Source organism: Delftia deserti, from assembly GCF_042653485.1.
Taxonomy (GTDB): Bacteria; Pseudomonadota; Gammaproteobacteria; order Burkholderiales; family Burkholderiaceae_C; genus Comamonas; species Comamonas acidovorans.
The window spans coordinates 1,827,077-1,851,393 of sequence record NZ_JBHSIH010000001.1 but is presented as its reverse complement, the minus strand read 5'-3'; the positions used below and the strand labels follow the sequence as shown (position 1 = coordinate 1,851,393).

The following is a 24,317-nucleotide window of genomic DNA, read 5'->3' as shown; positions in this document are numbered from 1 at the left end:
CCCCTTCGCAGCCTGACGCCGCCCGGGCCTGCCGGCCCTCAGCGTGGGCGGCGGCGTAGGCGCAGGCCCGCCAACAGCACGGCCAGGCTCAGCGCCACCAGCGCGGGAGTACCCGTGGCAGGAATCGCCTGCGGCGGCTGCAGCGCCGCATTCATGGCGTGCGTGAGGGAGTTGTTGGTCGGCACCGGGTCGCTGCTACTGCTGCCCGCCGTGATGACCAGGCTGAGCGGGTCCGACGTGGCCGGCGTGAAGGCCACCGAGCACGAGATTTCCGCGCCCGAGGCCAGCGGCGTGCCGGTGGGCGTGGCCGGTGTGCAGGAGGCATGGACTCCCAAGGGCAGGCCGGTGATGGCACAGGTGGCCGCCGTGGCGTCACCAGGGCCTGCATTCCTGCAGGTGAACGTGCCGGTGACGGGAGTGCCTGCGCCCACGGTCGATGGGAACGCCACTTCCGTGGCCTGCATGTCGGCCACTGGCTCGACGAGCGTATGGATGCCGTTCCAGGTGTTGTTGGCCGGGAGCGGATCCTGGGTGGCGCTGCCCGCCGTGACCGTCACGGACAGGGAGCCCGCCTTGGCAGGCGTGAATGCTACGGAGCAGGAGATGGAGTCGCCCGATGCCAGCGGCGCGGCCGTGGGCGTGTGGGGCGTGCAGGAGATGGAGGCGCCTGCGGGCAGCCCCGTGATGGCGCAGGTGGCCATGGCTGCGGCCTCGAGCCCTGCATTCTTGCAGGAATACGAGCCCGTGACGGGTCTTCCCACGGTCATGTCCGTCGGCAGCGAGGCGGCCATGGCCTGCATGTCGGCCTGCGGTTGGGTGGGGTCGTAGGGGTGGGCCCGCCTGTTGTTGGCCGGCAGGGGGTCGGGCGTGCTGCTGCCCGCGATGAGCATGGCGGTCACCGCGCCCGTGCTCGTGGGGGTGAACTTCACGGTGCACTCGATCCTGGCGTCCTTCTCCAGGGGCAACGTCGTGGGCGAGGTGGGAGTGCAGGACGTCAACGCGCCAGGGGGCAGGCCCGTCAGCTCGCACGATGCCCCGACAGCGGCGCTGGGTCCGGCATTCATGCAGGCGAATTGCCCGTTTACCTCGATGCCCACGGTCATTTCCCTGGGCAGGCCCACATCCGTGGCCTGCATGTCGGCCACGGGCGTGACCTCGAGCACGGCGGGCGCGGCGGGCGGGTTCAGGCCCGCCAGCGTGAGATTGCCGGCGCCGTTGCTGAAGCTGCCCGGGCCTGCGGGGCGTACATCGACGGAGACCTCGCAGGAGGCTGCGCCTTGCGCAAGGTTCCCCTGCGTCACCGTCACGCGCGTGCTGTCGGGCGCGGCGTCAACGACCGTGCCGGCCCCGCAGGTGGTTCCGGCATTGCCCGCCACGGCCAAGCCGGGCGGCAGGCTGTCGGTGAAGGACCAGCCATTCTTGGCCAGCAGGTCCGTGGTGTTGGTGATGGTCAGCGTCAGCCGGGCGGTCTGCAACTGCGTGATATTGGCAGGGGTGAAGGCCTTGTCCAGCTGGGGTGTCACATCCAGGATGCGGACGTTGTCGATCGCGGCGTCGTTGCCGGTCTCGCTGGTCTGGTCGTTGTGGAGCATGAAGCCGACGGAGCTGCCGCTGAACAGCAACGCGCCCGGGGAGGTGACGGTCTGCGCCACCGCCGCTCTGATGCTCGCGTCTCCGATGGCGCTGGTCGAGTACCTGCTCCCACCTTGGCATGGATCCATGGGGGTCGCGGACAGCGGCAGCGCAACACCCGAGTCATTGACCAGCGAAAACCTCAGCGCGGGATGGAGGTAGACGCCATCGCAAAACGTAGCGACCACGTCGATGCTGCCGCTGAAGAACCGGCGGTCGGCGCCTGGTGGCAGCGGGATGTTGCTGGCCGTGCGAAACGTGGTCGAGTTCACGGGATAGCTGCCCCCCACGGTCAGCATTGCCATCGCATGGTTTTTTCGTGCATCGGACGCCGTCCTGCCGGCAAACAGCCCGGCGACCTCGGCCATTTGCTGGAGACCGTTCCAATGGCGCCGTTCGACGCATGCCTTGGCCATGGCCGCTGAGGTGGGGTTCGCGTTGAAGGTCGCGATGATGCCGTTGCAATGCTTGGCGTCCATCCGCCACAGCGGATCGGCGGTGTATTTCTGTCCGACCGGGTTCAGGCCTACGTAGAGCAGCAGGTCCGTGCCATCCATGCTGGAGGTCGGCACGGGAAGATTCTCGAAATCCTCGCTCCAGACAACGACGGGTGGGGCGGGTACGCCAGGCGCGGCGCTCGCATGGCCGGGCAGTGCGCCCAGGCACAGCGCCAGGCCTGCGCCGGACAAGGCCAGCTTCAGGGCGCGAAGAAAAGACGGGGCGTGGATTGAATGGTCGTGCTGGTGGCGGGTCGCGTTCATTGGCGGCGGCATATGTCGTTCCCTCTTGAAATGGATCACAGGCAGCCGGTGTTGCATTCGGGGATTTCTGCGCTCGGTGCAGTCCTCCCGAAAGATGCGTAGCAGTACGGCAGCCTGCTAGGACTTGTCCTAGGAGAATATACGGGGTATTAAGAAAAGCCAAAGTCAATTTATGTTTCCTATCAGCAGGATTGGCAGGCCCCACCCTGTTCGGGGCATCACAAGCGTGCTCGGATGAGGGGCCGCTCCGGTGGAGCAGCGAAGCCCTGGGCGCAGCCTGCATGGCAGGGAGCAGGGACGCATGACCATGGAAAACCCTGGTCTTGGCTATGTGTGGCCGTTCTATAGTTATAAAAAATATGTTTTTTTCATAACTTTCAGGGAGCGGGTGATGGCAGCAGAACAAGGGCAGTTGCTGTGGAGCCCCAGTCCGCAGCAGATCGCGCAAAGCGGCCTGGCGCATTACATGGATTGGCTGGCCGCGCAGCGAGGCCTGGGCTTCGATGGCTATCAGTCTCTATGGCAGTGGTCGGTCACGGACCTGGATGGCTTCTGGCGTTCGATCTGGGACTACTTCGGCATCGAGGCCGACGGCGACCCGGCCCGCGTGCTGGGCGAGCGCGGCATGCCGGGTGCCCAATGGTTTCCCGACACCCATCTCAATTACGCCGAGCATGTGTTTCGCAACGCCGGCAGCGGCTGGCCCGCCCTCATTGCGCGCTGCGAATCGGCAGAGCCGGTCGAGCTGACCTGGCGGCAACTGCGCCGCGACGTGGGTGCGCTGGCGGCCACGCTGAGGCGGCTCGGCATAGGGCGTGGTGACCGTGTCGTGGCCTATCTGCCCAACGTGCCGCAGACGGTGGTGGCATTTCTGGCCTGCGCCAGCATTGGCGCGGTCTGGTCCAGCTGTGCGCCCGAGATGGGCCGGAGCGTCGTGCTGGACCGCTTCCGGCAGATTGGCCCCCGGCTGATTTTCGCGACCGACAGCTATACCTACGCCGCAAAGTCCTTCGACCGCCGCGCCGTGCTCGACGAAGTGCTGCAGGGACTGCCGGGGATAGAGCATGTGATCCATGTACCCGGCCCGCTGTTCAGGCCCGGCGATCCCTCTTGCGCGCTGCCCTGGCGCCATTCCTCGGCCTGGGACGATGCGCTGGCCCGGCCGGCCGAACTGGCTTTCGAGCGCGTGCCCTTCTCGCACCCGCTGTGGGTGGTGTATTCCTCGGGAACGACTGGGTTGCCCAAGGCCATGGTCCACAGCCATGGCGGCATCGTGCTCACCCACCTCAAGACCAACCGGCTGCAGCACGATGTGCGGCCCGGCGACCGTTTCATGTTCCTGGGCAGTACGGGCTGGATCGTCTGGAATCTCATGGTCGGCGGCCTGCTGGCCGGGGCCACCGTGGTGCTTTCAGATGGCAATCCGACCTCGCCCGACGACGACGCGCTATGGGATTTCATCGACCGCCACCAGGTCACGCTGTTCGGCTGTGGCGCGGCCTTCCTGGTCAAAAGCATGAAGGCGGGCGTGGTTCCGGGCCGTGGCCGCAGCTTCAGCAAGCTGCGTGCCATCCATTGCACGGGGTCCCCGTTGCCGCTGCCGGCCTATGGCTGGGTCTATGGCAGCATCAAGCGCGACCTGTGGCTGGCCTCGGTCAGCGGCGGCACGGACATCGCTGCGGGCTTCGTGGCCTGCGCGCCGCTGTTGCCCGTGCATGCGGGTGAAATCCAGTGCCGCGAGCTTGGCGTGGCAGCCCACGCCTTCGACGAGCAGGGGCGCAGCGTGGTCGGCGAGATGGGCGAGCTGGTGATCACCGAGCCCATGCCGTCCATGCCCGTGCATTTCTGGAACGACGACGATGGATCGCGCTACCGCGACAGCTATTTCGACACCTTTCCCGGCTGCTGGCGCCATGGAGACTGGATAGCGTTCAGCGAGCGAGGAACCGCCGTCATCTACGGCCGCTCCGACACCACCATCAACCGCTTCGGCATCCGCATGGGAACGGCCGAGATCTACCGCGTCGTCGAAGAGATCCCTGCGGTCGTGGACAGCCTTGTCGTGGACCTGGAGTTCCTGGGCCGTCCCTCGTTCATGCCCTTGTTCGTCGTACTGGCGCCGGGCATGGCGCTGACCGATGCGCTGGTGATCGAGATCAGGAATGCCATCAGGACCCAGGCTTCGGCGCGCCATGTGCCCGATGCCGTGGTCCAGGTGGCCGAGGTGCCGCGCACCCTCACCGGCAAGAAGATGGAATTGCCCGTGCGCAAGCTGCTGCTGGGCGCCGACCCCGCCAAGGTGGCCAGCCCTGACGCCATGGCCAATCCGCGCAGCATCGATTTCTTCGTCCAGTACCGGGTGCCGGGCGCTGCTGGCGCGGGCGAGGAATGAAATGCCCCCCAGGGCCTGGGCATCCCGTCTTTGACCACAAAGGAGATCAGCCCCATGCTGCGCCGCCGATTCGCCTCAATGACTGCGCTGGCCCTGGCCGGCACCATGCCGGGTGTCGCCAGCCTGGCGCGCGCCGAGGGCTATCCGTCCCGGCCCATCAGAATCATCGTGCCGTATGTACCGGGAGGCCCCGTGGACGTGATCGCACGGCTTGTCGGCGACAGCATCGCGCGCAGCACCAAGGCCCCGGTCATGGTGGAGAGCCGTCCTGGCGCGGGCTCCAATATCGGCAGTGCCTATGTGGCCAGGGCTGTGGCAGACGGCCATACGCTGCTGCTCGTCCCGGGCAGCACGTTGACCATCAACGATGCTCTCTATTCGAGGCTCGGCTACTCTCCTTCCACGGATTTCGCGCTCATCTCCGTGATCGGCGAAATGCCCTTGATCCTGACGGTCGCCAATGAGGTGCCGGCCCGCGACATGCAGGAGTTCGTGCGCTGGGGCCGCAGCCGCAAGGAGCCGGTGACGCTGAGTTCGCCGGGCCACGGCGCGACGCCCCATCTCGCGGCGGAGTTGTTCCAGCGCGTGGCTGGCGTGCCCGTGGTGCACGTACCCTTCAAGGGCGGGGCCGAGTCGGCGAGCGCCATCATCTCGGGCCACGTAGTGGGCGGCATCGAGTCGCCGCCCTCGGTGCTGCCCCACATACAGTCCGGCAAGCTGCGCGCCCTGGCGGTGACCGGTCCCCAGCGCCTGGACAGCCTGCCCGATGTGCCCACGACGGCGGAGGCGGGCTTTCCCGGTCTGCAGATCGTCTCCTGGTTCGGACTGGTGGCACCTGCGGGCACGCCGCAAGCCGTCATTGATCTTCTCTGCAGGCAAGCCCGCCAGGCATTGCAGGACGCCAGTGTCCGCGAGCGCTTTTCCAGGCTCTCCATACGCGCCATCGGCAGTACGCCGGCCGAGTTCGAGGCAAGGGCCGCAGAGGACCGTGCCAAGTGGCATAAGATCATCAGGGAGGCCCGCATCCACCTGGATTGACCCGGGCTGCAGCACGGCCGGCTCGACGAGCGGGGCAGTGCTTTTTTTGGTTGCGCCACCCCATCGCCGATGAAGTCCGAACTCCGCCAAGATTTTCTGATGCAGCAACTGGGCCATTGCGCCCGCCTGGCCCATGCGACCGTGCGCCCCCACTATGCAAGGCACATGCTGGGGCTGGATCTCAAGCCCTCGGAGTTCGCAGCGCTGTCCCTTGTCGCGGCCAATCCAGGCGCGTCCCAGCGCCAGATTGCCGAGGCCGTGATGATTTCCCAGCCCAATATGGCGGCGTTGATGGACAGGCTGCAGACGCGCGGCTTGCTGCGGCGCGAGGCCGACCCTGCCGACAAGCGCCTGTCGCTGCTCTATCTCACGGCCGAGGGCGATCGCCTGCACCAGGAGGCGGCGGTGCGGGTGGAAATCCTGGAGCAGAAAGCCAGCAGCATGCTGAGCCCCGAAGAAAAGCAGCAGTTGCTGGGGCTGCTGCACAAGATGATCGATTGCGCCGCTTGGCCGATCGCTTAGCCGGCCCCCCTTCCTGAAACACCAAGGCCTGATTGCCATCGACTTCCGCACTCATGCTTCCACACCCAAGGACCGCGTGCTGTTCGGCAGCGACTGCCGTCTGATCACGCCGGACCGCTGGAGGAGGGAATTCGAGGCGGGCGGCTTGACGGCTCAGGACAGCAGATTGAGCAAGGAAGCCTCGATGGCCGCGGCCGTGGCATGGGGCCGCTCCATGGGAAACAGGTGACTGCCGTCGAGCATCATCACGCGCCCGCGCGTGATGCGCTGGGTCAGGTCCATTCCGACCTGGCGCATTTCCACCGAGGCGCGCCCGCCGATGAAGGCCGCCGGGCAGCGCAGCGGATGGTGGTGCAGCAGCGAGGCCAGGTTGTGCGGCAAGGTGTTGTAGATGGCGGTCTCCACCTCGCGCGTGAAGTTCAGCATGCGCCGGCCGTCCACATCGGCCAGGCCGCCCTGCACATAGTCCTGGAGCACCTGCGGGTGCCATTGCGCAAACACCTTCTTGGCGCGGAAGTAGGCCAGCGCCTCCTCGTCGCTGTCCCAGGCATTGCGGCGGCGCGCGCTGATCTTGCCCGGCGAGACCGAGCCCACCAGCTGGGTGCGCTTGGCCACGCCCACGGCATTGGCACGCCAGCCGCTGAGCAATGGCGAGTCGATCAGCAGCACGCCACGCGCCAGCTCGGGGTGGCGTGCGGCCGTCATCACGCTCAGGAAACCGCCCAGCGAATGCCCGACCAGAAAGACCGGGCCGCCCACGCGCTCCACCTCGGCGCGCGTGAATTCGGCCAGTTGCTCGACCAGGTGCGGCCAGTTGTTGGTGACGGGAAAGCGCGGGTCATGCCCGAAGCGCTCCACGCCCCGGGCCGCGATGCCGCGCTCGGCCAGCAGCGAGAACAACAGCCGGTAGGTGGGCAGCGGAAAACTGTTGGCATGCGAGAACACCACGGGCAGCGGTGCCGATGCAGTGCGCAAGCCCGTACCCGTGCCTGCAGCCGCCGCGTCGCTCGCGGCCCGCTGCGCGGACCGGGCCGGGTTCACGGCTGAGGCTCCTGGCCGGCCTGCGCGGGACCATCGGGCAAGCCCTGCTGGTGGCCGGAGGGCTGGCCCGCATCGGGCCGTACGGGCGAACCCGGGCCCGGCTGCAGGGGGGTCATGGGCGATGTCGCAAGTCCGTCGGCCGTGGAGGTGCCCAGGCCTGCGCCCGCGCCGCTGTGATAGGGCTGGCGCAGCGCCGCAGGCGGCAGCCGGCCCATGGTGCGCGCGTTGGCGCGCAGGGCGCCGGCCGGCGCGGTGACCTTGGTCAGCGGCTGGGCCTGGCGGCTGTGCACGCGGATGGGCACTGCGGAGTCACCGCCATCCCAGGCCGGGTCCTCGATGCTGTCGAAGACATGGCGCAGGCGCTCGCCCCAGCTGTCGTGCAGCATGCGGAAATACGGATTGCTCTCGTCGATGCTGACGATCTTGTCGGAGGCGAAGCGGTCCTTCTCGTAGACGATCAGGTCCAGCGGCAGGCCCACCGAGAGGTTGGACTTGAGCGTGCTGTCCATGGAGACCAGGGCGCACTTGGCGGCCTCGTCCAGCGGCGTGCGCGGCGTGATCACGCGGTCCAGCACGGGCTTGCCGTACTTGGACTCGCCGATCTGGAAGTAGGGCGTCTCGCTCGTGGCCTCGATGAAGTTGCCCGCCGAGTAGACCTGGAACAGCCGCATGTTCTCGCCCTGGATCTGGCCGCCCAGCACCAGCGAGATATTGAAATCCACGCCCGAGCGGGACAGCGCCACGCCGTCGCGCTCGAACACATGGCGCACGGCCGCGCCCAGCACGCGGGCCGCGTCGAACATGCTGCGCACGTTCCAGATGGTCAGCATGTCGCCCGTGGCCTCGTCGCGCAGCTGCTGGCTCTCCAGCAGCTCGCGCACCGACTGGGTGATGGACAGGTTGCCGGCCGACAGCAGCACCATGAAGCGGTCGCCGGGGTTCTCGTAGACCATGAGCTTGCGGAACGAGCTGATCTGGTCCAGGCCGGCATTGGTGCGCGAGTCGGCCAGGAAAACCAGGCCGGCGTTGAGCTTGATGGCAACGCAATAAGTCATGGGGGCGTCCGAATCTGCGGAAATGGCGAGTTTAGTGCGCGGAGAGTGACCGCGTTCAGGCAGCGATCTTCTTGAGCTGGTAGAGGGCCTCCAGCGCCTCGCGCGGGCTCAGCGCATCGGGGTTGATGGCCGCCAGGGCCTCGGCCAGGGGGTTGTGCTGGTGCTCCGGCTCGGGCATGTCGGGCGCATCGAACAGGTCCACCTGCAGCCGGCCCTCGTCGGCATGGGCCTCCAGTGCCTCCAGGGCATGGCGCGCGTGGTGCAGCACGCCGGCCGGCATGCCGGCCAGCTTGGCCACCTGGATACCGTAGCTGCGGCTGGCCGGGCCGGGCTGGATCTCGTGCAGGAAGACGATGTCCTGGCCCGACTCCGCGGCGCTCACATGCATGTTCACGGCCGCGCGTGCCTTGGCCGGCAGCTCGGTCAGCTCGAAGTAGTGCGTGGCGAACAGCGTGAAGGCGCGCGTCCTGTCGTGCAGCTGGGTGGCGATGCCGCTGGCCAGCGCCAGGCCGTCGAAGGTGCTGGTGCCCCGGCCGATCTCGTCCATCAGCACCAGGCTGTGCGGCGTGGCCGAGTGCAGGATCTGCGCGGCCTCGGTCATCTCCATCATGAAGGTGGATTGGGCATTGGCCAGGTCGTCGGCCGCGCCGATGCGCGTGTGGATGGCGTCGATGGGCCCCAGCCGGCAGCTGGACGCCGGCACATGCGAGCCCATGCTGGCCAGCAGCACGATCAGCGCCACCTGGCGCATATAGGTCGACTTGCCGCCCATGTTGGGGCCGGTGATGACCTGCATGCGCGTGTTGGCGTTCATGCGCGTGTGGTTGGCGATGAAGCTGCCGCTGGAGGTCTCGGCCATGCGGGCCTCCACCACCGGGTGGCGCCCGGCCTCGATCTCGATGCAGGGATGGTTCACGAACTCGGGCGCACACCAGTTCAGCGTCAGCGAGCGCTCGGCCAGCGTGCACAGCACGTCGATGGCGGCAATGGCGCCGGCCACGCGCGTGAGCGCCGGCACATGGGGCTGCAGCTGGTCCAGCAGCTGCTCGTAGAGGAATTTCTCGCGCTGCAGCGCGCGCTCCTGCGCGGACAGGGCCTTGTCCTCGAAGGCCTTGAGCTCGGGCGTGATGTAGCGTTCGGCGTTCTTCAGCGTCTGGCGGCGGCGGTAGCGCTCGGGCATCGCGTCCTTGTAGCTGTTGGTGATCTCTATATAGAAGCCGTGCACCTTGTTGAACTGCACGCGCAGGTTGGGAATGCCGGTCAGCAGCTTTTCCTTGGCCTCCAGCTCCAGCAGGAAGTCATCGCAGTTGTTCTGGATGGCGCGCAGCTCGTCCAGCTCGGCGTCGTAGCCCGTGGCAAACACGCCGCCGTCGCGCACCAGGGCGGCCGGCTCTTCCATGATGGCGCGCACCAGCAGCTCGGCGCAGCCCTCGGGCGGCTGCAGGTCTGCAAACAGCTGGGTCAGGTGGGCCGAGGGCGTCTGCCCGGCCTGGGCCAGCACGGCGGCCTTGTGCAGCGTGCGGCCCAGTCCCACCAGCTCGCGCGGGCGCACCTGGCGCAGCGCGGTGCGCGCCGTGATGCGCTCCACATCGCTCACGCCCTTGAGCTGCTCGCGCAACTGCTGCCAGGGCGCGGCCATGCCGCCTGCGCTGGTGCCCTGCAGCGCCCGCGTGGCCTCCAGCCGCGCCATGGCCTGCGTGCGGTCGCGGCGCGGCTCCAGCAGCCAGGCCTTGAGCAGGCGGCTGCCCATGCCCGTCATGCAGGTGTCCAGCAGAGAGAACAATGTGGGCGAATCCTCGCCGCGCAGCGTCTTGACCAGCTCCAGGTTGCGGCGCGTGGCCAGCGGCAGCGCAATCAGCTCATCGTCGCGCTGCACCTGCAGAGCGTGGATGTGCGACAGGCTGCGGCCCTGCGTGTGCTCCGCATACGACAGCAGGGCGGCGCTGGCGCCATGGGCCAGCGGCAGATCCTCGGCCTCCCAGGCCTTGAGGCTGGCCGCGCCCAGCAGCTCCAGCAGCTTGCGCTCGCCCAGGCCGCCGTCGAACTGCCAGTCGGGGCGCGGCGACAGCGGGCAGGCGATGGAGCCGCCATGGCGCAGCGCGAACAGGCTTTGCTCGAAACGCTCGGTCACGCCCGCGCTGTAGATCAGCTCGCTGGGCGCGATGCGCGAAATCCAGGCGCCCAGCTCGTCGTGGGAGCATTCGGCCAGGTGGATGCGCCCCTGCGTCACCGCCATCCAGGCCAGGCCGCAGCGCTGGCGCCCGGCCGTGTGCAGGGACAGCAAGATCGCCTCGCTCTTGTCCGACAGCAGCTCGCTGTCGGTCAGCGTGCCCGGCGTCACCACGCGCACCACCTTGCGCTCCACCGGGCCCTTGGCGGCGCCCACCTCGCCCACCTGCTCGCAGATCGCCACCGACTCGCCCAGCTTGATCAGCCGGCCCAGGTAGTTCTCCAGCGCATGGAAGGGCACGCCCGCCATGGGAATCGGCTGCCCCGCCGTCTGCCCGCGCGTGGTCAGCGTGATGTCCAGCAGCCGCGCCACCTTCTCCGCGTCCCCGAAGAACAGCTCGTAGAAATCCCCCATGCGGTAGAAAACCAGCGTGTCGGGGTAGTTGATCTTGATGCCCAGGTACTGCTGCATCATGGGCGTGTGCGCCGACAGATCAGGGGCCGGAGAGGGCTGTGTGCTTTGCGAGAGGTCGCTCATTGGCTTGGGAATCAACAGGTTGCGGCGGCATGCAGGTGCCGGGCAGGGCCTGCCTGGGAGGCGCGGGGCCGCAGGAAGGCGCAAATGTTCTTGTGTCGTGCTGCCCGCCTTGGGCCGTATCCATCGTGTGGGGCGTGGTGGCGGGCAAAGGTCACATTATTGACTACCCGAGGTTGGACGCCGCGCCAAAGGGGGCGTAGATCGCGGCGCACAAATGCGCTGCGCTCAATCCAAGGGACCATTTCCGCCGTACGTCGTCACAGGGCTCCTTCTGGCAACTGCTTGGCTCCTTGGTACAAGGCGTGCTGCGCATCCGCCAGGGTGATCACTTCGTCCCCGGTGAGATAGCTCATCAGAACACTGTTGAGTTTCGCGATGCGTGCGCCATAGCAGCGAATCAGCGAGGCGATCTGAATCTGCTCCGGTTCCGTGATCTGATCTCCCAGCGCTGTCACGGCGTGGGCTGCTGCCTCGATGTCGAACGAGCAACGAATGAGCAACTCACTGGCCCGGTGGCCGCTTCCAAGCAACGGCGATGCCGCTGTGACTGGTGATGCTGTATCTGCCTGGCTGCCGAAGGTATTGATAACGTTGCCAGCCTCCTTGGCTGCAGCAAAGCTGGCCAGGAAGCGCAGGTCGTCCAAGGAGTGGGGAAGCTCGTTGTAGGCCCCGAACAGCCGGTCTGCAAATTCAAAGGCGTGTTTCAGCAGTCCATGAACAAAGGCCGCTTCACCTGCTGCACTGAGCCGGTTCTCTCGGAATGTGTCGCGAGCGAACTCCAGTTCCGAGCTGATGAGGGCGAGCAGTGAAAGCAGATCCACCCTCACCGGCTCATTTGGACTGGTTGCCGGGCAGCAACCGGGAGCAGGAAGTTGGTTGAGCGCTGCAAATGCCCGGCTGAGGTGCGGGCAGGAGTAGCGCTCCTGTGCTCCGTCGTACAGGATGCTTTTCACCGTGTGCTTGAGCACTCCTGCTGCGAAGAGGACTGCTTGGTGGGCATCGGCAAGAGAGGCTCGGGCCATGCATGGGGCGCGGCGTTGGGGCTCAGGGTGCGCGTGATTTCTATCGTGGCGCTGAATGTTTGGCCGCACTCGATTCAGCGCCGCTCGGCGGCGGTGTCGGTTTGACCCAGCACGATGCGGCCCTCGTGCGGGGCGCCGTCCCATGCGCGTTCCAGCTCTTCGCCGGTCATCCCCAGTGGAATGCGTTTGGAGTACATCAGGGGCTCGACCGTGGCCGAGCGGTGGCGGGTGTGGTGCGCTGGGGTGGTCATGTAGTATCTGGAGTTAGGTTGTTACAAGGCATGGTGTATTTTGCGCAATTTTTTGTGATAATCAACGGATTTACCAAAAAAATGGATGAATTTTTCCAAAGGTTGCGTGAGGAGCGCAAACGGCTTGGCCTAAGCCAAGAGGCGTTTGCATCCCTGGGCGGGGTGTCCAAGAACACTCAATCGAACTACGAGACGGGGGCAAATCTGCCTGATGTTGGCTACCTCAACACCATTCGCGGGTTCGGGGTGGATTCCGGCTATGTGCTCACGGGCATACGTACTTTTGACCCCAGCGCGATAGAGCATGTACAGCCCGCTGCCACGCTTGCGGCCCGCCTGGTGCAAGAGCGCAAGCGGCTGGAGTTGACCGTGGGCCAACTGGCCACCAAGTCCGGCGTGGACCGCCTGGCCCTGCTGAAATTTGAAGAAGGCGAGTTCGTGCCCGACGCCAAGGCGCTGCAGCAACTGCACGCCGTGGGTGTGGATGTGGGCTATGTGCTGCTGTCGCTGCGCGCAGGCGCGGCGGGCGGTGATGCCGGCGCGGCGGCCTCAGTCAGTTCTGAGTCACAGCAGCTGCTGCAGCACTACGACAAGGCGCCCGCAGAGGCACAGGCTGCACTGCGCACGCTGGCGGCTATTGCTGCACGCGCATAGAGAGGGCTTTCAACAGGGAGGAACGAGCATGGCTGCACAGCCCGAGATGCGGTTTGTTTACCGCAATGGCGCCGGGGAGGTTTCCGAGCGCATGCTGCTGAATTGGGCCGAGATCGGCCACTACATCAAAGGGCATTGCACTACCAAGGGTAGCGTGCTCACGTTCCGCAAAGACCGCGTGAGCGAGTACCTGAACGGTAGCGATGCGCTGCTGGGCACTCCCCGCAGTTCGCCTCCACCGCGGCCTGTGCGTGGCGCCCCGGTCGATGCTCGCCCTCGCATCCATTTCACAGGCTTCGCCTCAGCAACACGCGATGCCATGCAGAGCCAAGCCGACGCAGCTGGCCTACAGGTCATGCAGACCATGGCAAACGGCATCACTTTCCTCGTTTGTGGCCCCCGTGCTGGTGCGCTCAAGATCGAGAAGGCCCGAGCCGGAGGGGCTTTTGTAGTGGCTCAGGAGCATTTCACCACGCTGCTGGAAACAGGTGAGCTGCCCGACGAAACGGTAGTCGAGTTGGGCGTGGTCGCCTGAGGAATGCGCAGCCTTAATTTTGCGATTGCATTCGCGGCGTGCCTGACGTCTGCCATGCCGGCATGGTCTGCAAACTACCCCTGCAGCGGCAGCAAGGGCGGCGTGGCGCATTGCTCAGGCGCGCAGTTTGTGTGCAATGACGGCTCGGTCAGCGGCAGCAAGCGCCATTGCAGCGCCGAGCTTGGACAGTCGTCACCGCGTGCGTTGGTGGCCCCCAGCCGGGCCGGGGCATCTTCAGGTGACTGCTCATGCCGGTCCGGTGGCGTTTGCACCGGGCCACGGGGTGGGCAGTACTGTATATCGGATTCTGGAAAGAAGAGCTATTTGCGCTAGTAGCCTTATGAGGCGCATACCGAGGCAAGAGGAACTCCGCCGCTTATGTCCTACAGAGTACAAGATCACATCATTGATGTAAGTGATTGGGAGATCGACCAAAATTTTGGCATCTTTCCAGCCGGTGCGCGCGCCAAGGACGCGGTGATTGCTCCGCTGGAGCATGGCTCCAAGATTTTGACGGGAGGTTGTCGGTACCTGTTGAAACGTTCTCAGCAACGCTACCCCGACCAGTTTTGGGGAGAGATTGTTGCCTACAGAGTAGGCGCTATGCTGGGTTTCGACACCCCTCCGACCTATGTTGGCCTGCATCGGCCCAGCGGGGTCGTGGGGGCGTTGGTTGAGTGGTTCTATGACGACACGACTGAGCACTTTGTACCCGCAGGGGATTTGTTGCAGGTTGTGAACCCTGATTTCGACCGCAAGTTAGGTAAGGCGCACAACCTCACCGACATTTCTATGCTGATGAAGGCCTTGGCGCGGACGCGGTTGAAGGGCTTTGACTGGCACACATGGTGGCTGAACACGCTTGCTTTCGATGCGTTGATCGGAAACACTGACCGGCATCAAGAGAATTGGGGACTTATCTATAGTCCAAACTTCGACACCCTGCGACTTGCCCCGCTGTTCGACAACGGAACCAGCCTTGGGCAAGACAGGTTTCCGCACATCGTCCAAGACTGGTCGCAAGATGAGCTTGATCGCTACATCCTCAACGGTCGAAGCCACGTCACATGGGAGCGTGGCGATGATCGAGTGTGTCTTTTCTCGCTACTACGCACAGCGCTTAAAACATGGCAGGCCAGTGCTGATATCGCTGACTTGCGAGCTAGGCTAGAGGTACCACCTGCGCGGTTGAGCGCATGTTTGAGAGACCTCCTGAACCTGGCGCCACCAGTGCCATACCGCCATCTGCAGCAAGATCGTGTTGCGTGGATCGAACGAAACTTGCTGCGTAGATTTGAAATTTTGAAAGAGTTGCTCAATGAGTTCAATTAGCCATCTTTGTGAGCCTTCCCGGCTCTTGTTGACATGGCAAGGCTTGGAGTCGGCAACGAACCCTAAGGCGCGTTATCGGTATGTGGTGGGCGAACTCGTGCCAACAGATGATCCGTCTGTTGTGACGTTTCGCTACCTTTCCGATACGCCTGACTTCCGTGCTGCACGCGAGTATGGGTTCAAGGGGCACCCCGCGTTCCGCCTGAATGAAAAGGAATCTGTTTGGAGCGATGTGCTCCAGACTTTCATGCGCAGGCTACCACCTCGTAAGCGTGAGGATTTCCCGGCGTACCTACAGAGGCACCTACTACCCCATCCGTTTGCGCTGTCGGATTTGGCGCTGCTAGGCTACACAGGCGCCCGTCTGCCCAGCGATGGGTTTTCGCTGTCCCCTGTCTTTGACTGCACCAAGCTGCCCTGCCAGCTCGTCACTGAGGTTGCTGGCACGCGGCACTACGCTACGTTGCAGGACGTTGAGGCAGTGCGTGTGGAAGACGTCGCCGAGTTGATCCTGGAGCCAGAAAACGAAACAGATCCGGAGGCGATCCGTGTCGATATTGGTGGAAAGAAGATGGGCTACATCAACCGAGTTGTGAACACCAATGTTCACGGCTGGCTGGAGCATGCGGTTGTGACTGCTAAGGTTTGCAAGAAGAACGGTACGCCAGAGCGGCCCTTGATCTACATAGCGATCACAGCCCAACCGAAGTGAGCAGCTGCCGGCGGCCGCTTTTCAGCTGTCGTCGTCGATTGCCTCTGCTGACTGCGCTATCACCATCGCCCTGCAGCTCCAGCTCAATCTGCGTGGTGAAGCCGCCATCACCTAGGGCATGCTCCATGGACTTTATGCATCTCGGACTGCGCGGCTTGGCGCGCAGCCTCGGCGCTGGAGAAGGTGTCTTTCAAGGTCTTCACGCTGCCGGTGGGGCTGCCGGCAACCACGCCCTTGCGGCGGGCGTGTTTGCCATCGTGCCAGTACGCGCGCACCCCGGTGTAGCTGGTGCGGTCTGCCGTGTGCCATCGGTGTTGGTCGCCCATTCGCGCGTGATGTGCATGGGGCGATGGCCTGGCCGCTGGCGTTGATGCGCCTGCTCGCTAGTCCGCCCTGAACAATTCCGTTCTTAGCCACAGACCGATCGGCGATTGGCTGGAGCGGCGATCAACGCGGCGATGACCGCCTGCATGCACAGCCCAAAGCGGGCGCAATAAAGCCGCAGCGCGGCCAAGATCAGACGCAGGTTGTGCCCGGCGCCGCACATCACCGCGTGCAGCGCATCGCCCAGCGCGCCCTTGAGCGGATTGCGGCCCAACCGCCCGTCCATCTTCATGTGTCCTATGGCCGGCTCGATGGCGCTGCGCCGCCGGATCATGGCTTTCAGCGTCCTGGTGACGCCGCGTCGTTGTCCCGAGCGCAGGATGCGCACGCCTTCGATCTCCACGCCCCGATAGCCCTTGTCCACGATGGCCGTGGCGGGCAGCTTGTCCGTGCCGGTGAGGATGCCCACTTGCTCCAGCGTCTCGGCCAGTGTGAGGCCGTCGTAGGGGTTGCCGGGCATGGAGCGCATGCCCACCACCAGGCCTTCCTTCAACGTGGTGGCGATGCTGACCTTCACGCCGAACTCGTACGGTGTCCTGGCCTTGCCTTTGCTGATGCATTCCACCTCGGGCGCGTGCAGGGCGTACAGCTTGTTCTTGTCCTTGGTGCGTTGGGTCAGGATGCGACCGGTGCGCTGCAGCAGGTTCTGCACCTTGGCCTTGGCCCCTTCGGGCAACACGTGTAGTTGGCGGGCTACCTCGCGGTGCACGCGGCCGACCCGAGTGCGCAGCGTGCGCACGGCCTTGCGCATGCGCTTGAACTGCTTGGCGTGCGCGTAGCGCCCGATCTGTGCGGCCAGCCGTGGTGCCACCCTGTTGTAGTTCTGGCGCAGCCGCAGTCCGTTCTCCTCGGCCGCCTTGACCAGATGCTGGCGGCTCTTATCCAGCAACCGGCTGTCGGTGGGATGAGCGATGGCTTTGGGCATGACGGTCGTGTCCACGATCACCTGCTGCGTGCTGGACTTCTGCACGACGCCACCACGCCGGGCGGCATCGATGCTGACCGCCAGCAGCGTCTCCAAGCCTTCTTCCCCAACGCGCTTTCTCCAACGCGTCAGGCTGGACGGGTCAATGGGCAGTTCGGTCTGCAGATAGGTCTCGCCACAGAAGAACTGCCAGTACGGGTTCTCCACCCAGGTGTTGACCACGGCTTCATCGGAGGTATCGAAGGTGTGCTGCAGATACAGCAGCCCGGCCACCAGGCGCGCCGGCAAGGCTGGTCGGCCGCGGCCCGAAGTGAACGACACCGCGAACGTGCGCTCGATCTCGGACCAGTCGATCAACGCGGTCAGTCGGACCAGCGGGTGCTTCATGTTGATCTGCTCGTCCAGTCGTGGGCGGAACAGTTCGACCGTGTGTGGCTGCGAAGGCTTCGGGCCCATCGGACTCCTCGGAGGAATTTGCAAGAAAACAGGTACTGGCAAAACCATACCTTGCAAATCCCGCGCCCATCAACCCGACGAACCGCGAATCAGATCAACGGCTTCCGAGTTGTTCAGGGCGGACTCGCTAGCGCCAGCCCCATGCGCTGGAAGGAGTTGCCCGAGGTGCCCACGCTCAGGGAGCAGGGCTACGACGTGGAGATCGACTCCTGGATCGGCCTGGCCTACCCCAAGGGCGTGCCCCCGGCCCTGCGCGACAGGCTGGAGCGCGTCGCCATGGCAGCCGCCGAGGGGCCCCAGGTGGTGCGCATCTTCGAGTCGGCCGGCGTGGACCCGGCGCCGCTCACCGGCGCCGAATACCACAGGAAGCTGGTCCAGGGCCATGAGTCCATGGGCGCGGCCATCAAGGCAGCGAATCTGCCGCGCATGAACTGAGGGCGGTTCGGCTGCCCTGGGGGAGCGGTGGAATGCAAACCATTCTTATTGCGGATGGCTAAAATACCGCCCCATGTCCGTGCCGCACACGCCCCCAGATCCCATGCTCCAGGTCCAGCAGCTGTATGTGGGCCACCATGCCTGGCTGCTGTCGCGTCTGAAGGCCAGGCTGCGCGATACGGCCGAGGCGCAGGATGTGGCGTCCGAGACCTTTGTGCGCGTGGTGGCCGCGCGCCCCGCTGCCGTGGTGCAGGAGCCGCGTGCGTTTTTGACCACCATTGCCAAGCGGCTGCTGTTCACGCTGTGGCGCCGGCGTGAGCTGGAGCGGGCCTATCTGGAGACCCTGGCCCTGCAGCCCGAAGAGCTGGCACCCTCGCCCGAAGAGCGGGCCGTGCTGCTGGAGACGCTGGAGCACATCGCCCAGGCGCTGGACGGCCTGCCGCTCAAGGCGCGCCAGGCCTTCTTGCTGAGCCAGATCGACGGCCTGACCTACCAGGCCATCGCAGACCAGCTGGACATTTCCCTGAGCACGGTGCGCCGCCACATGGCCGAGGCCTTCCGGCGCATCGCCATCGCGCTGGCCCGCCAGCAGTCCGGCATTGCGGCTGCGCGCGGGGGCTGACGTGGCGGCTTCTCTTTCGCAGGACGGCAGCAGTCTGGATGCCGCCACCGAGGCGGCCGTGGGCTGGCTGGTCACGCTGAACTCGGGCACCGTCAGCGATGGCGAGCGCCAGGGCTTCGAGCAATGGCTGCGGGCCGATGCCGGCCACCGCCTGGCCTGGGAGCGGCTGCAGGCGCCGCTGCAGCAGATGCTGGCGCCGCTGCGCACCGGCGCGCCTGCGGCCTCGGGCAGCCTGATGGGCCAGGCGCTGCAGCGTGCCGAATCGCGCATCCGCCGTCGCCGCAGCCTGCTGCGCGGCGCGCTGGGATTGGGTGGCATGGCCGTAGGCACCGCCTTCGTGGCCCACCGCCACACACCCATCAGCCAATGGGCTGCCGACCTGCGCACCGGCACGGGCGAGCGGCGTGATTTTGCGTTGCCCGATGGCAGCACCGTCACGCTGGATGCGCGCTCGGCGGCGGACCTGGATTTCGGCCCTGGCCGCCGCACCGTCATCCTGCGCCAGGGCACGCTGCTGGCGCATGCAGCGCCACAGGCCTGGGAGGCAGGGCAAGGCGCCGCCGCCTTCATCGTGCGCACGGTCCACGGCCAGGTGCGCGCGCTGGGCACACGCTTCGTGGTGCGCCAGGAGGCCGGCAGCAGCCTGGTGAGCATGCTGGAGCACAGCGTGGAGATCACCACGCCACAGGGTGCAATCCAGGTGCTGGCCCAAGGCCGCAGTGCACGCTTCGGTCCGGCGGGCATTACCGAGGATGCGACCGAGCCCGGCACCGCGTCGGCCTGGCAGCAGGGCATGCTGGAGGCACATGACCAGCTGCTGGGCGATGTGGTGCAGTCCCTGCGCGCCTACCGCGCCGGCTTCATCCGCGTGGCGCCGCGCGCGGCGGCCCTGCGTGTCTACGGCACGTTCTCGCTGGACGACACCGACCGCGCCCTGGCGGCCCTGGCCGAGACCCTGCCCATTGCCGTGAACGTCTACCAGCGCGGCTGGCTGGTGACCATCGAGTGACCATCAAGCGAGGTCGGTGCCTGCGCGCAAAAAGATGAACACTTTTTGCGCCGAGTTCGACAAGCCTTGGAAACCTGCTTCTCAGGCCCTTCCAAACCTCCTGTCGAGAACCCGCATGCTCCCTTGCCCTTTGCCCCTGCGCACCCTGGCCGCAGCCGCCCTGGCCTGCGCCCTGAGTGCCCATGCCCAGACCTCCACCTCCGCGCCCGCCGCCACGGCCGCTGCGTCCCTGCGCAGCTATGACCTGCCGGCCCAGCCCCTGGGCAGCGCATTGGCACGCATCGGCGCCGACAGCGGCCAGCAGATAGGCATCGACGCCGAGCTGGTGCGCGGCCGCACCGCACCCGCCGTGCGCGGCAGCTACACGCCCGAGCAGGCCGCGCGCGCGGCGCTGCACGGCAGCGGGCTGGAGCTGGTGCGCACGGCTTCGGGCAACTGGGGCCTGCGCACCGCTGCGCCTGCTGCCGCCCCCGCCGCTGCGGGCAGCGCCTCAAGGCCTGCCGCCGCAGGCCAGACCATGGCGGAGGTGCGCGTCACCGCCCACGCCATCACCAGCCCCACCACCGAGCAGACCGGCTCCTACACCACGCGCGCGCTCAGCATCGGCAAGATGGAGCAGTCCATCCGCGAGACACCGCAGTCCGTGACTGTGGTCACGCGCCAGCAGATGGATGACCAGAACCTGTCTTCCGTCGAAGACGTCATCCTGCAGACCACGGGCGCCACCAAGTCGCAGCGCAACTTCGGCGCCCACGTCTACATGATGCGCGGCTACGAAATCCCGGACTCCAACTACCTGCTCGACGGGGTGGCCGGCGGCACCTACAGCCCCACGGGCTGGGTGCCCATGGACACGGCCATCCTGGACCGCGTGGAAGTGCTGCGCGGCGCAGGCGCCCTGGTGGTGGGCGCGGGCGACCCCAGCGGCGTGGTCAACATGGTGCGCAAGCGCCCGCGTGCGGAAAAGCACTTCGAGTTCGCCCAGAGCATCGGCTCATGGAGCAACTTCCGCACGGAGATCGATGGAGGCGGCGCGCTCAACGAGGCCGGCACGGTGCGCGGCCGCGTGGTGGCCGCCTATACCGACCGCCACAGCTTCATCGACCTGGTGCATTCGCGCTCGCCCATGCTCTACGGCGTGATCGACGCCGACCTGGGCGCCGGCACCAAGGTCACGGCAGGCTACCGCCATGAGCAGACCGACATCGACGGCTACACCATCTTCGGCCTGCCCAGCTACTCCAGCGGCGCGCCCCTGGGCCTGCCGCGCTCCACCTCGCTGGGCCAGCGCTGGAACCGCCACGATGCCCAGGTGGACGATGTGTTCGGCGAGGTCGAGCACCGCATGGGCGGCGACTGGGTGGCCAAGCTCACGCTCAACCACGGCAAGACCACCATCGACCAGAAGCTGGGATCGGCGCGCGGCGCCATCGATCCCGTTACCCTGCAGGGCCTGCGCTACGTGGGCAATGATTTCATTGCGCGCGACATCGATGCCACGGGGCTGGATGCCAACGTCACCGGCAGCTTTCAGGCGCTGGGCGGCACGCACAAGGTCATGTTCGGCACCAGCTGGACCCAGCAGAAGGTGCTGACCCAGTCCGCCTCCTCTGGCGAGGCCATGCCCATGGACGTCTTCCGTTTCGACCATTCGCGCATCCCCGATCCCGTGGCTCCCCCTTATGACTTCGGTCTCAGGGAGCGCAAGCAACTGCTGGGCATCTACGGCAGCGGGCGCCTGCAGCTGGCCGAACGCCTGCACCTGCACCTGGGCGGGCGCCTGAACTGGTTCAAGTTCCGCTCCAACGACACCTTCACCGGCGCCCTGACCAACGACTACCGCGAAAACGGCCGCTTCACGCCCTATGCGGGCCTGGTCTACGACATCGATCCGCTCTGGTCCGTCTATGCCAGCTACACCAGCACCTTCCAGCCGCAGTCGCAGTACGCCACCGTGCAGGGCAACCGCCTCAAGCCGGCCGTGGGCGCCAACTACGAGGCCGGCATCAAGGGCGAACTGTTCGAGCGCAAGCTCAACGTGGCCTTCTCGGTGTTCAACATCAAGAAGCGCGACGTGGCCGTGTTCGACACCGGCAACGAAGGCCTGTGCCCCGGGGTCACCACCAATGACTGCTACCGCAACTCCAGCGTGCTGCGCAGCAAGGGCTTCGATGCCGAAATCGGTGGCGAGGTCGCGCGCGGCTGGCAGGTCTCGGGCGGCTACACCTGGCTGAACACGCGCGACGACGAAGGCAGCTCGCTGAGCACCGACACGCCGCGCAGCCTGCTGCGCGTATCCACCAGCTACGCGCTGCCCGGCGAATGGTCGGCCTGGAAGGTGGGCGCCAACCTCAGCGCGCAAAGCCATGCCCGCGTGGACACGGTGCAAAACCCCGGCCATGCCGTGCTGGACCTGCGCGCCTCGTACCGCATCAACCGCAACTGGACGGCCGCGCTCAACATCGGCAACGTGACCGACAAGGTCTACTGGGCCGCCGTGGGCGGCACGCGCAACGGCACCTACTACGGCATGCCGCGCAATGCCACGCTCACGCTGCGCGGAACCTTCTGAGCGGACTGCCCCTGGGCGGCCTTGCCGCTTCTCCAAGAGGGCGGCAACCACGCGCAGGGGGCGAGTGCCTGCGCCTCAGCGCGGCGCCATGAACAGCTCCATGCGCTGCAGCTCCTCATCCAGCGCACTGCGAAAGGCGGCATCGCCGGGCGCCGCGCCGGCCACATAGCCGAATGACGGCTCCAGCCGGCCGTCGCGCGCCTGCAGGTTGGCCCAGCCGATCACATGGCCCTGCCAGAGCATGGGCAGGGCGTAGTAGCCCAGCTGGCGCCGGGCCGGTGGCGTATAGGCCTCGAACTTGTAGGTCCAGCCCCAGAGCAGCGTGAAGCGGCGCCGGTCCCAGACCACGGGGTCGAAGGGCGCGAGCAGGCGCAGCCGCTCGTCGAAGGCATGGCGGCGCGAGCGTGGGTTTTCGTCGGCGGGCCAGTACCAGGTGGTTCCGTCGATGCGGCAGCTGGCCAGCTGCTCGCGCGCCAGCCGCAGCGCCGCCTGGGTCTGCTGCGCCAGATGGGGGGCGCCATAGCCCAGCAGGCGCACCAGGTAGGTCAGGCTGGGGGCCGGCAGCGGTGCGTACTTGCGCACCACCAGGTCGATCAGCGCGGCGGCGCGCCGGGCGCTGGCGGCGTGGCTGTCGTCGGCAGGCGGGTGAGCGATGGCCTCGTAGACGCGCGTGCCGCTGTCACGGCGCTTGACGCGCAGCAGGCCGCGGTAGTGCATGCCGTCGAGCAACTGCGTGCTGGCGCTGCCCGAGCCGCCCCAGTAGTTCTTCACGCTTCCGTGCGAGAAATGCTGCTCCACCTCGCGCGGATGGGCCGGGCCCCGCTCGCGCACGAAGGCCAGCACCTCGGCGGCCTTGCGCTGTGTCTCGGCATCCCAGGCCTTGCGGGCCTGGCGCGGGTGCATCAGCGCCAGGTGCTCGCTGGGCAGAAAGCCGTAGTTGACCAGGCAGTCCTCGTCGATCGCCAGGCGCGCGTAGCGTCGTTCCAGGTCGCCGGCGCGGTAGTCCTTGACGCGGTGGCGCAGCGTCAGGTCCTGTGCCCGGGCCGGGGCTCGGATCGGATCTGCCTGCACAAAGCCCAGGCGCCGTATGGCCGCGGGCAGGGTGGTCGGTGTGAACAGGGTGCGTGCCACCGCATGGCGGCGCAGGTCGTCAAGGCTCGGTTCGGTGGGCATGACTTGATTGGAGCACGGCCTGATCGTGCTGCCGCGTTTCATCCTGCGCCTGGCCTGCTCGGCGGTGCTGGGCTGCTCAGTCCCGGGCCGTGGACACGGTGGCATCGCTTCACTGCGCGGGGCCCTGGTGCTCCCGGTAGGCCGCAACCAGGGTGCGCAGGGCTTCGCGCGAGCGTCGGTCCGTCAAGGTGGAGTGCAGCATGATTCGCGAGGCAGGCAGGGCTGGCAGTTGGAAGTGCCGGCCGACCTCGACGGTGTCGGCCGGCGCCAGCCGGCATGAGAACACCGACACCGCCAGGCCCGCGGACACGGCGGCGGCCACGGCCGCGCTTCCGCCCACGAACACCTCGGTCCACTCCAGGCCTGCCTGGCGCAGCATGTGCGTGGCGATATCGCGAACGCCGCAGCAGGGCAGCAGGGCCGCCAGGCGCAGCGGCTCGCCGGGCCGGGGTGAAAAGCCCGGCGCCGCGAACCAGCCGAAATGCTCGGGTCCCAGGTCCTCGCCATCGCGCCTGTCATCTTCCTGGCGCACGATCACCGCATCCAGTTCCGCGTTGTCGAAGGCATCCAGCAGGCTGCGCGAGTTCTCCAGCCGCACCTCGATGGTCAGCGCCGGGTCGCGTTCATTGAGCCGCGCCAGCAGCAGCGCAATCTCGGGGCCGGCCACATGCGTGGCAATGCCCAGCCGGAAGCGGCGCCGCTCGGCGCTCAGCGCCGCCATGGCCCGGTCATGCGCGGCAATGAACTCGCGCGCCGCCTGAAGGAACAGGGCACCCTGCGCGGACAGGCGCACCAGCCTGGGCGTGCGTTCCAGCAGCTTGCAGCCCAGGCGCTCTTCCAGCCGCTTGAGCTTGACGCTGATGGCGCCCTGCGTGGTGCCCAGCGCGTCTGCAGCCTTGGTGAAGCTTTGCAGGTCCGCAATGCTCACGAAGGCCTGCACGGAATCCACATCCAGGGTCGGCCGGTTCATGATCCATCTGAAAATGTTGTCATAGATATGTTCGATCATATCGTTGTGCAATGAATGGCGGCTTCCTACCATTGCCGGCACAGGGGCGCTGGCCCGTCGCGGGGCGGCGGCCCGGCG

The 24,317-nt window shown here is 66.5% G+C and carries 20 protein-coding genes; 11 read left to right on the top strand and 9 right to left on the bottom strand.

Going from position 1 to position 24,317, the window contains the following annotated elements:
• Positions 1-38: 38 nt before the first annotated feature.
• Positions 39-2,393: a DUF7933 domain-containing protein gene (locus ACFPFG_RS08815; protein ID WP_380106101.1), complete on the bottom strand. Its 2,355-nt coding sequence runs from the start codon at positions 2,391-2,393 to the stop codon at positions 39-41.
• Between the two features lie 391 nt (positions 2,394-2,784).
• Between ACFPFG_RS08815 and ACFPFG_RS08810 the strand changes: the two genes are divergently transcribed.
• The 3 genes from ACFPFG_RS08810 to ACFPFG_RS08800 all read left to right on the top strand — a co-directional run bounded on the left by ACFPFG_RS08810 (position 2,785) and on the right by ACFPFG_RS08800 (position 6,345).
• Positions 2,785-4,785 (top strand): acetoacetate--CoA ligase, encoded by a 2,001-nt coding sequence (locus ACFPFG_RS08810; RefSeq protein WP_312375402.1) that lies wholly within the window; start codon positions 2,785-2,787, stop codon positions 4,783-4,785.
• A 54-nt stretch (positions 4,786-4,839) separates the two neighbouring features.
• Positions 4,840-5,823 carry a Bug family tripartite tricarboxylate transporter substrate binding protein gene (locus ACFPFG_RS08805; protein WP_380106099.1) on the top strand — a complete coding sequence of 328 codons (984 nt, stop codon included), beginning with the start codon at positions 4,840-4,842 and terminating at the stop codon, positions 5,821-5,823.
• Between the two features lie 69 nt (positions 5,824-5,892).
• Positions 5,893-6,345, top strand: a complete 453-nt coding sequence (locus ACFPFG_RS08800) for a MarR family winged helix-turn-helix transcriptional regulator (RefSeq protein WP_183017758.1) — start codon at positions 5,893-5,895, stop codon at positions 6,343-6,345.
• A gap of 153 nt (positions 6,346-6,498) precedes the next feature.
• Here ACFPFG_RS08800 and ACFPFG_RS08795 read toward each other — a convergent pair whose 3' ends face one another.
• The 5 genes from ACFPFG_RS08795 to ACFPFG_RS08775 form a co-directional block, all read right to left on the bottom strand.
• Complete coding sequence (locus ACFPFG_RS08795) at positions 6,499-7,386, bottom strand: alpha/beta fold hydrolase (protein ID WP_197957036.1); 888 nt, start codon at positions 7,384-7,386, stop codon at positions 6,499-6,501.
• Positions 7,383-8,441 (bottom strand): proteasome-type protease, encoded by a 1,059-nt coding sequence (locus ACFPFG_RS08790; RefSeq protein ID WP_183017760.1) that lies wholly within the window; start codon positions 8,439-8,441, stop codon positions 7,383-7,385. The genes ACFPFG_RS08795 and ACFPFG_RS08790 overlap by 4 nt, the downstream gene beginning before the upstream one ends.
• A 55-nt stretch (positions 8,442-8,496) precedes the next feature.
• A complete protein-coding gene (mutS, locus tag ACFPFG_RS08785) occupies positions 8,497-11,085 on the bottom strand; it encodes a DNA mismatch repair protein MutS (RefSeq protein WP_380110244.1) in 2,589 nt (862 codons plus the stop codon).
• A 320-nt stretch (positions 11,086-11,405) separates the two neighbouring features.
• A complete protein-coding gene (locus tag ACFPFG_RS08780; protein WP_380106096.1) occupies positions 11,406-12,170 on the bottom strand; it encodes a hypothetical protein in 765 nt (254 codons plus the stop codon).
• A 74-nt stretch (positions 12,171-12,244) separates the two neighbouring features.
• Positions 12,245-12,421: a hypothetical protein gene (locus tag ACFPFG_RS08775; RefSeq protein WP_183017761.1), complete on the bottom strand. Its 177-nt coding sequence runs from the start codon at positions 12,419-12,421 to the stop codon at positions 12,245-12,247.
• Positions 12,422-12,451: 30 nt separating this feature from the next.
• On the opposite strand from ACFPFG_RS08775, the gene ACFPFG_RS08770 reads away from it, so the two are divergent.
• The 4 genes from ACFPFG_RS08770 to ACFPFG_RS08755 all read left to right on the top strand — a co-directional run bounded on the left by ACFPFG_RS08770 (position 12,452) and on the right by ACFPFG_RS08755 (position 15,654).
• A complete protein-coding gene (locus ACFPFG_RS08770) occupies positions 12,452-13,075 on the top strand; it encodes a helix-turn-helix domain-containing protein (protein WP_259649088.1) in 624 nt (207 codons plus the stop codon).
• Positions 13,076-13,103: 28 nt separating this feature from the next.
• Positions 13,104-13,610: a BRCT domain-containing protein gene (locus tag ACFPFG_RS08765; RefSeq protein ID WP_183017762.1), complete on the top strand. Its 507-nt coding sequence runs from the start codon at positions 13,104-13,106 to the stop codon at positions 13,608-13,610.
• A gap of 378 nt (positions 13,611-13,988) precedes the next feature.
• Complete coding sequence (locus tag ACFPFG_RS08760) at positions 13,989-14,942, top strand: HipA domain-containing protein (RefSeq protein ID WP_183017763.1); 954 nt, start codon at positions 13,989-13,991, stop codon at positions 14,940-14,942.
• Positions 14,929-15,654, top strand: a complete 726-nt coding sequence (locus ACFPFG_RS08755) for an HIRAN domain-containing protein (protein ID WP_183017764.1) — start codon at positions 14,929-14,931, stop codon at positions 15,652-15,654. The genes ACFPFG_RS08760 and ACFPFG_RS08755 overlap by 14 nt, the downstream gene beginning before the upstream one ends.
• Before the next feature lie 409 nt (positions 15,655-16,063).
• On the opposite strand, the gene ACFPFG_RS08750 is transcribed toward ACFPFG_RS08755, so the two are convergent.
• On the bottom strand, positions 16,064-17,419 hold the full coding sequence (locus ACFPFG_RS08750) for an IS5 family transposase (RefSeq protein WP_183022144.1): 1,356 nt from the start codon (positions 17,417-17,419) through the stop codon (positions 16,064-16,066).
• On the opposite strand from ACFPFG_RS08750, the gene ACFPFG_RS08745 reads away from it, so the two are divergent.
• From ACFPFG_RS08745 to ACFPFG_RS08730, 4 genes are all read left to right on the top strand, one after another.
• Positions 17,342-17,854: a Bug family tripartite tricarboxylate transporter substrate binding protein gene (locus ACFPFG_RS08745; RefSeq protein ID WP_380106092.1), complete on the top strand. Its 513-nt coding sequence runs from the start codon at positions 17,342-17,344 to the stop codon at positions 17,852-17,854. The genes ACFPFG_RS08750 and ACFPFG_RS08745 overlap by 78 nt on opposite strands.
• Before the next feature lie 103 nt (positions 17,855-17,957).
• Positions 17,958-18,476, top strand: coding sequence for a sigma-70 family RNA polymerase sigma factor (locus ACFPFG_RS08740; RefSeq protein WP_183018795.1), 519 nt, complete (start codon positions 17,958-17,960; stop codon positions 18,474-18,476).
• Between the two features lies 1 nt (position 18,477).
• Complete coding sequence (locus ACFPFG_RS08735; RefSeq protein WP_380106090.1) at positions 18,478-19,485, top strand: FecR domain-containing protein; 1,008 nt, start codon at positions 18,478-18,480, stop codon at positions 19,483-19,485.
• 115 nt (positions 19,486-19,600) lie between these two features.
• Positions 19,601-22,057 carry a TonB-dependent siderophore receptor gene (locus ACFPFG_RS08730; protein ID WP_380106088.1) on the top strand — a complete coding sequence of 819 codons (2,457 nt, stop codon included), beginning with the start codon at positions 19,601-19,603 and terminating at the stop codon, positions 22,055-22,057.
• Between the two features lie 75 nt (positions 22,058-22,132).
• Here the strand turns inward: ACFPFG_RS08730 and ACFPFG_RS08725 are convergent, their stop codons facing one another.
• Both ACFPFG_RS08725 and ACFPFG_RS08720 read right to left on the bottom strand, forming a co-directional pair.
• Entirely contained in the window at positions 22,133-23,230 is a 1,098-nt protein-coding gene (locus ACFPFG_RS08725; protein WP_380106086.1) for a DNA glycosylase AlkZ-like family protein, read from the bottom strand.
• Positions 23,231-23,339: 109 nt separating this feature from the next.
• The gene (locus tag ACFPFG_RS08720) at positions 23,340-24,200 is read right to left on the bottom strand and encodes a LysR family transcriptional regulator (RefSeq protein ID WP_183018799.1); all 861 of its coding nucleotides are present in this window, start codon (positions 24,198-24,200) and stop codon (positions 23,340-23,342) included.
• Between the last annotated feature and the right edge of the window lie 117 nt (positions 24,201-24,317).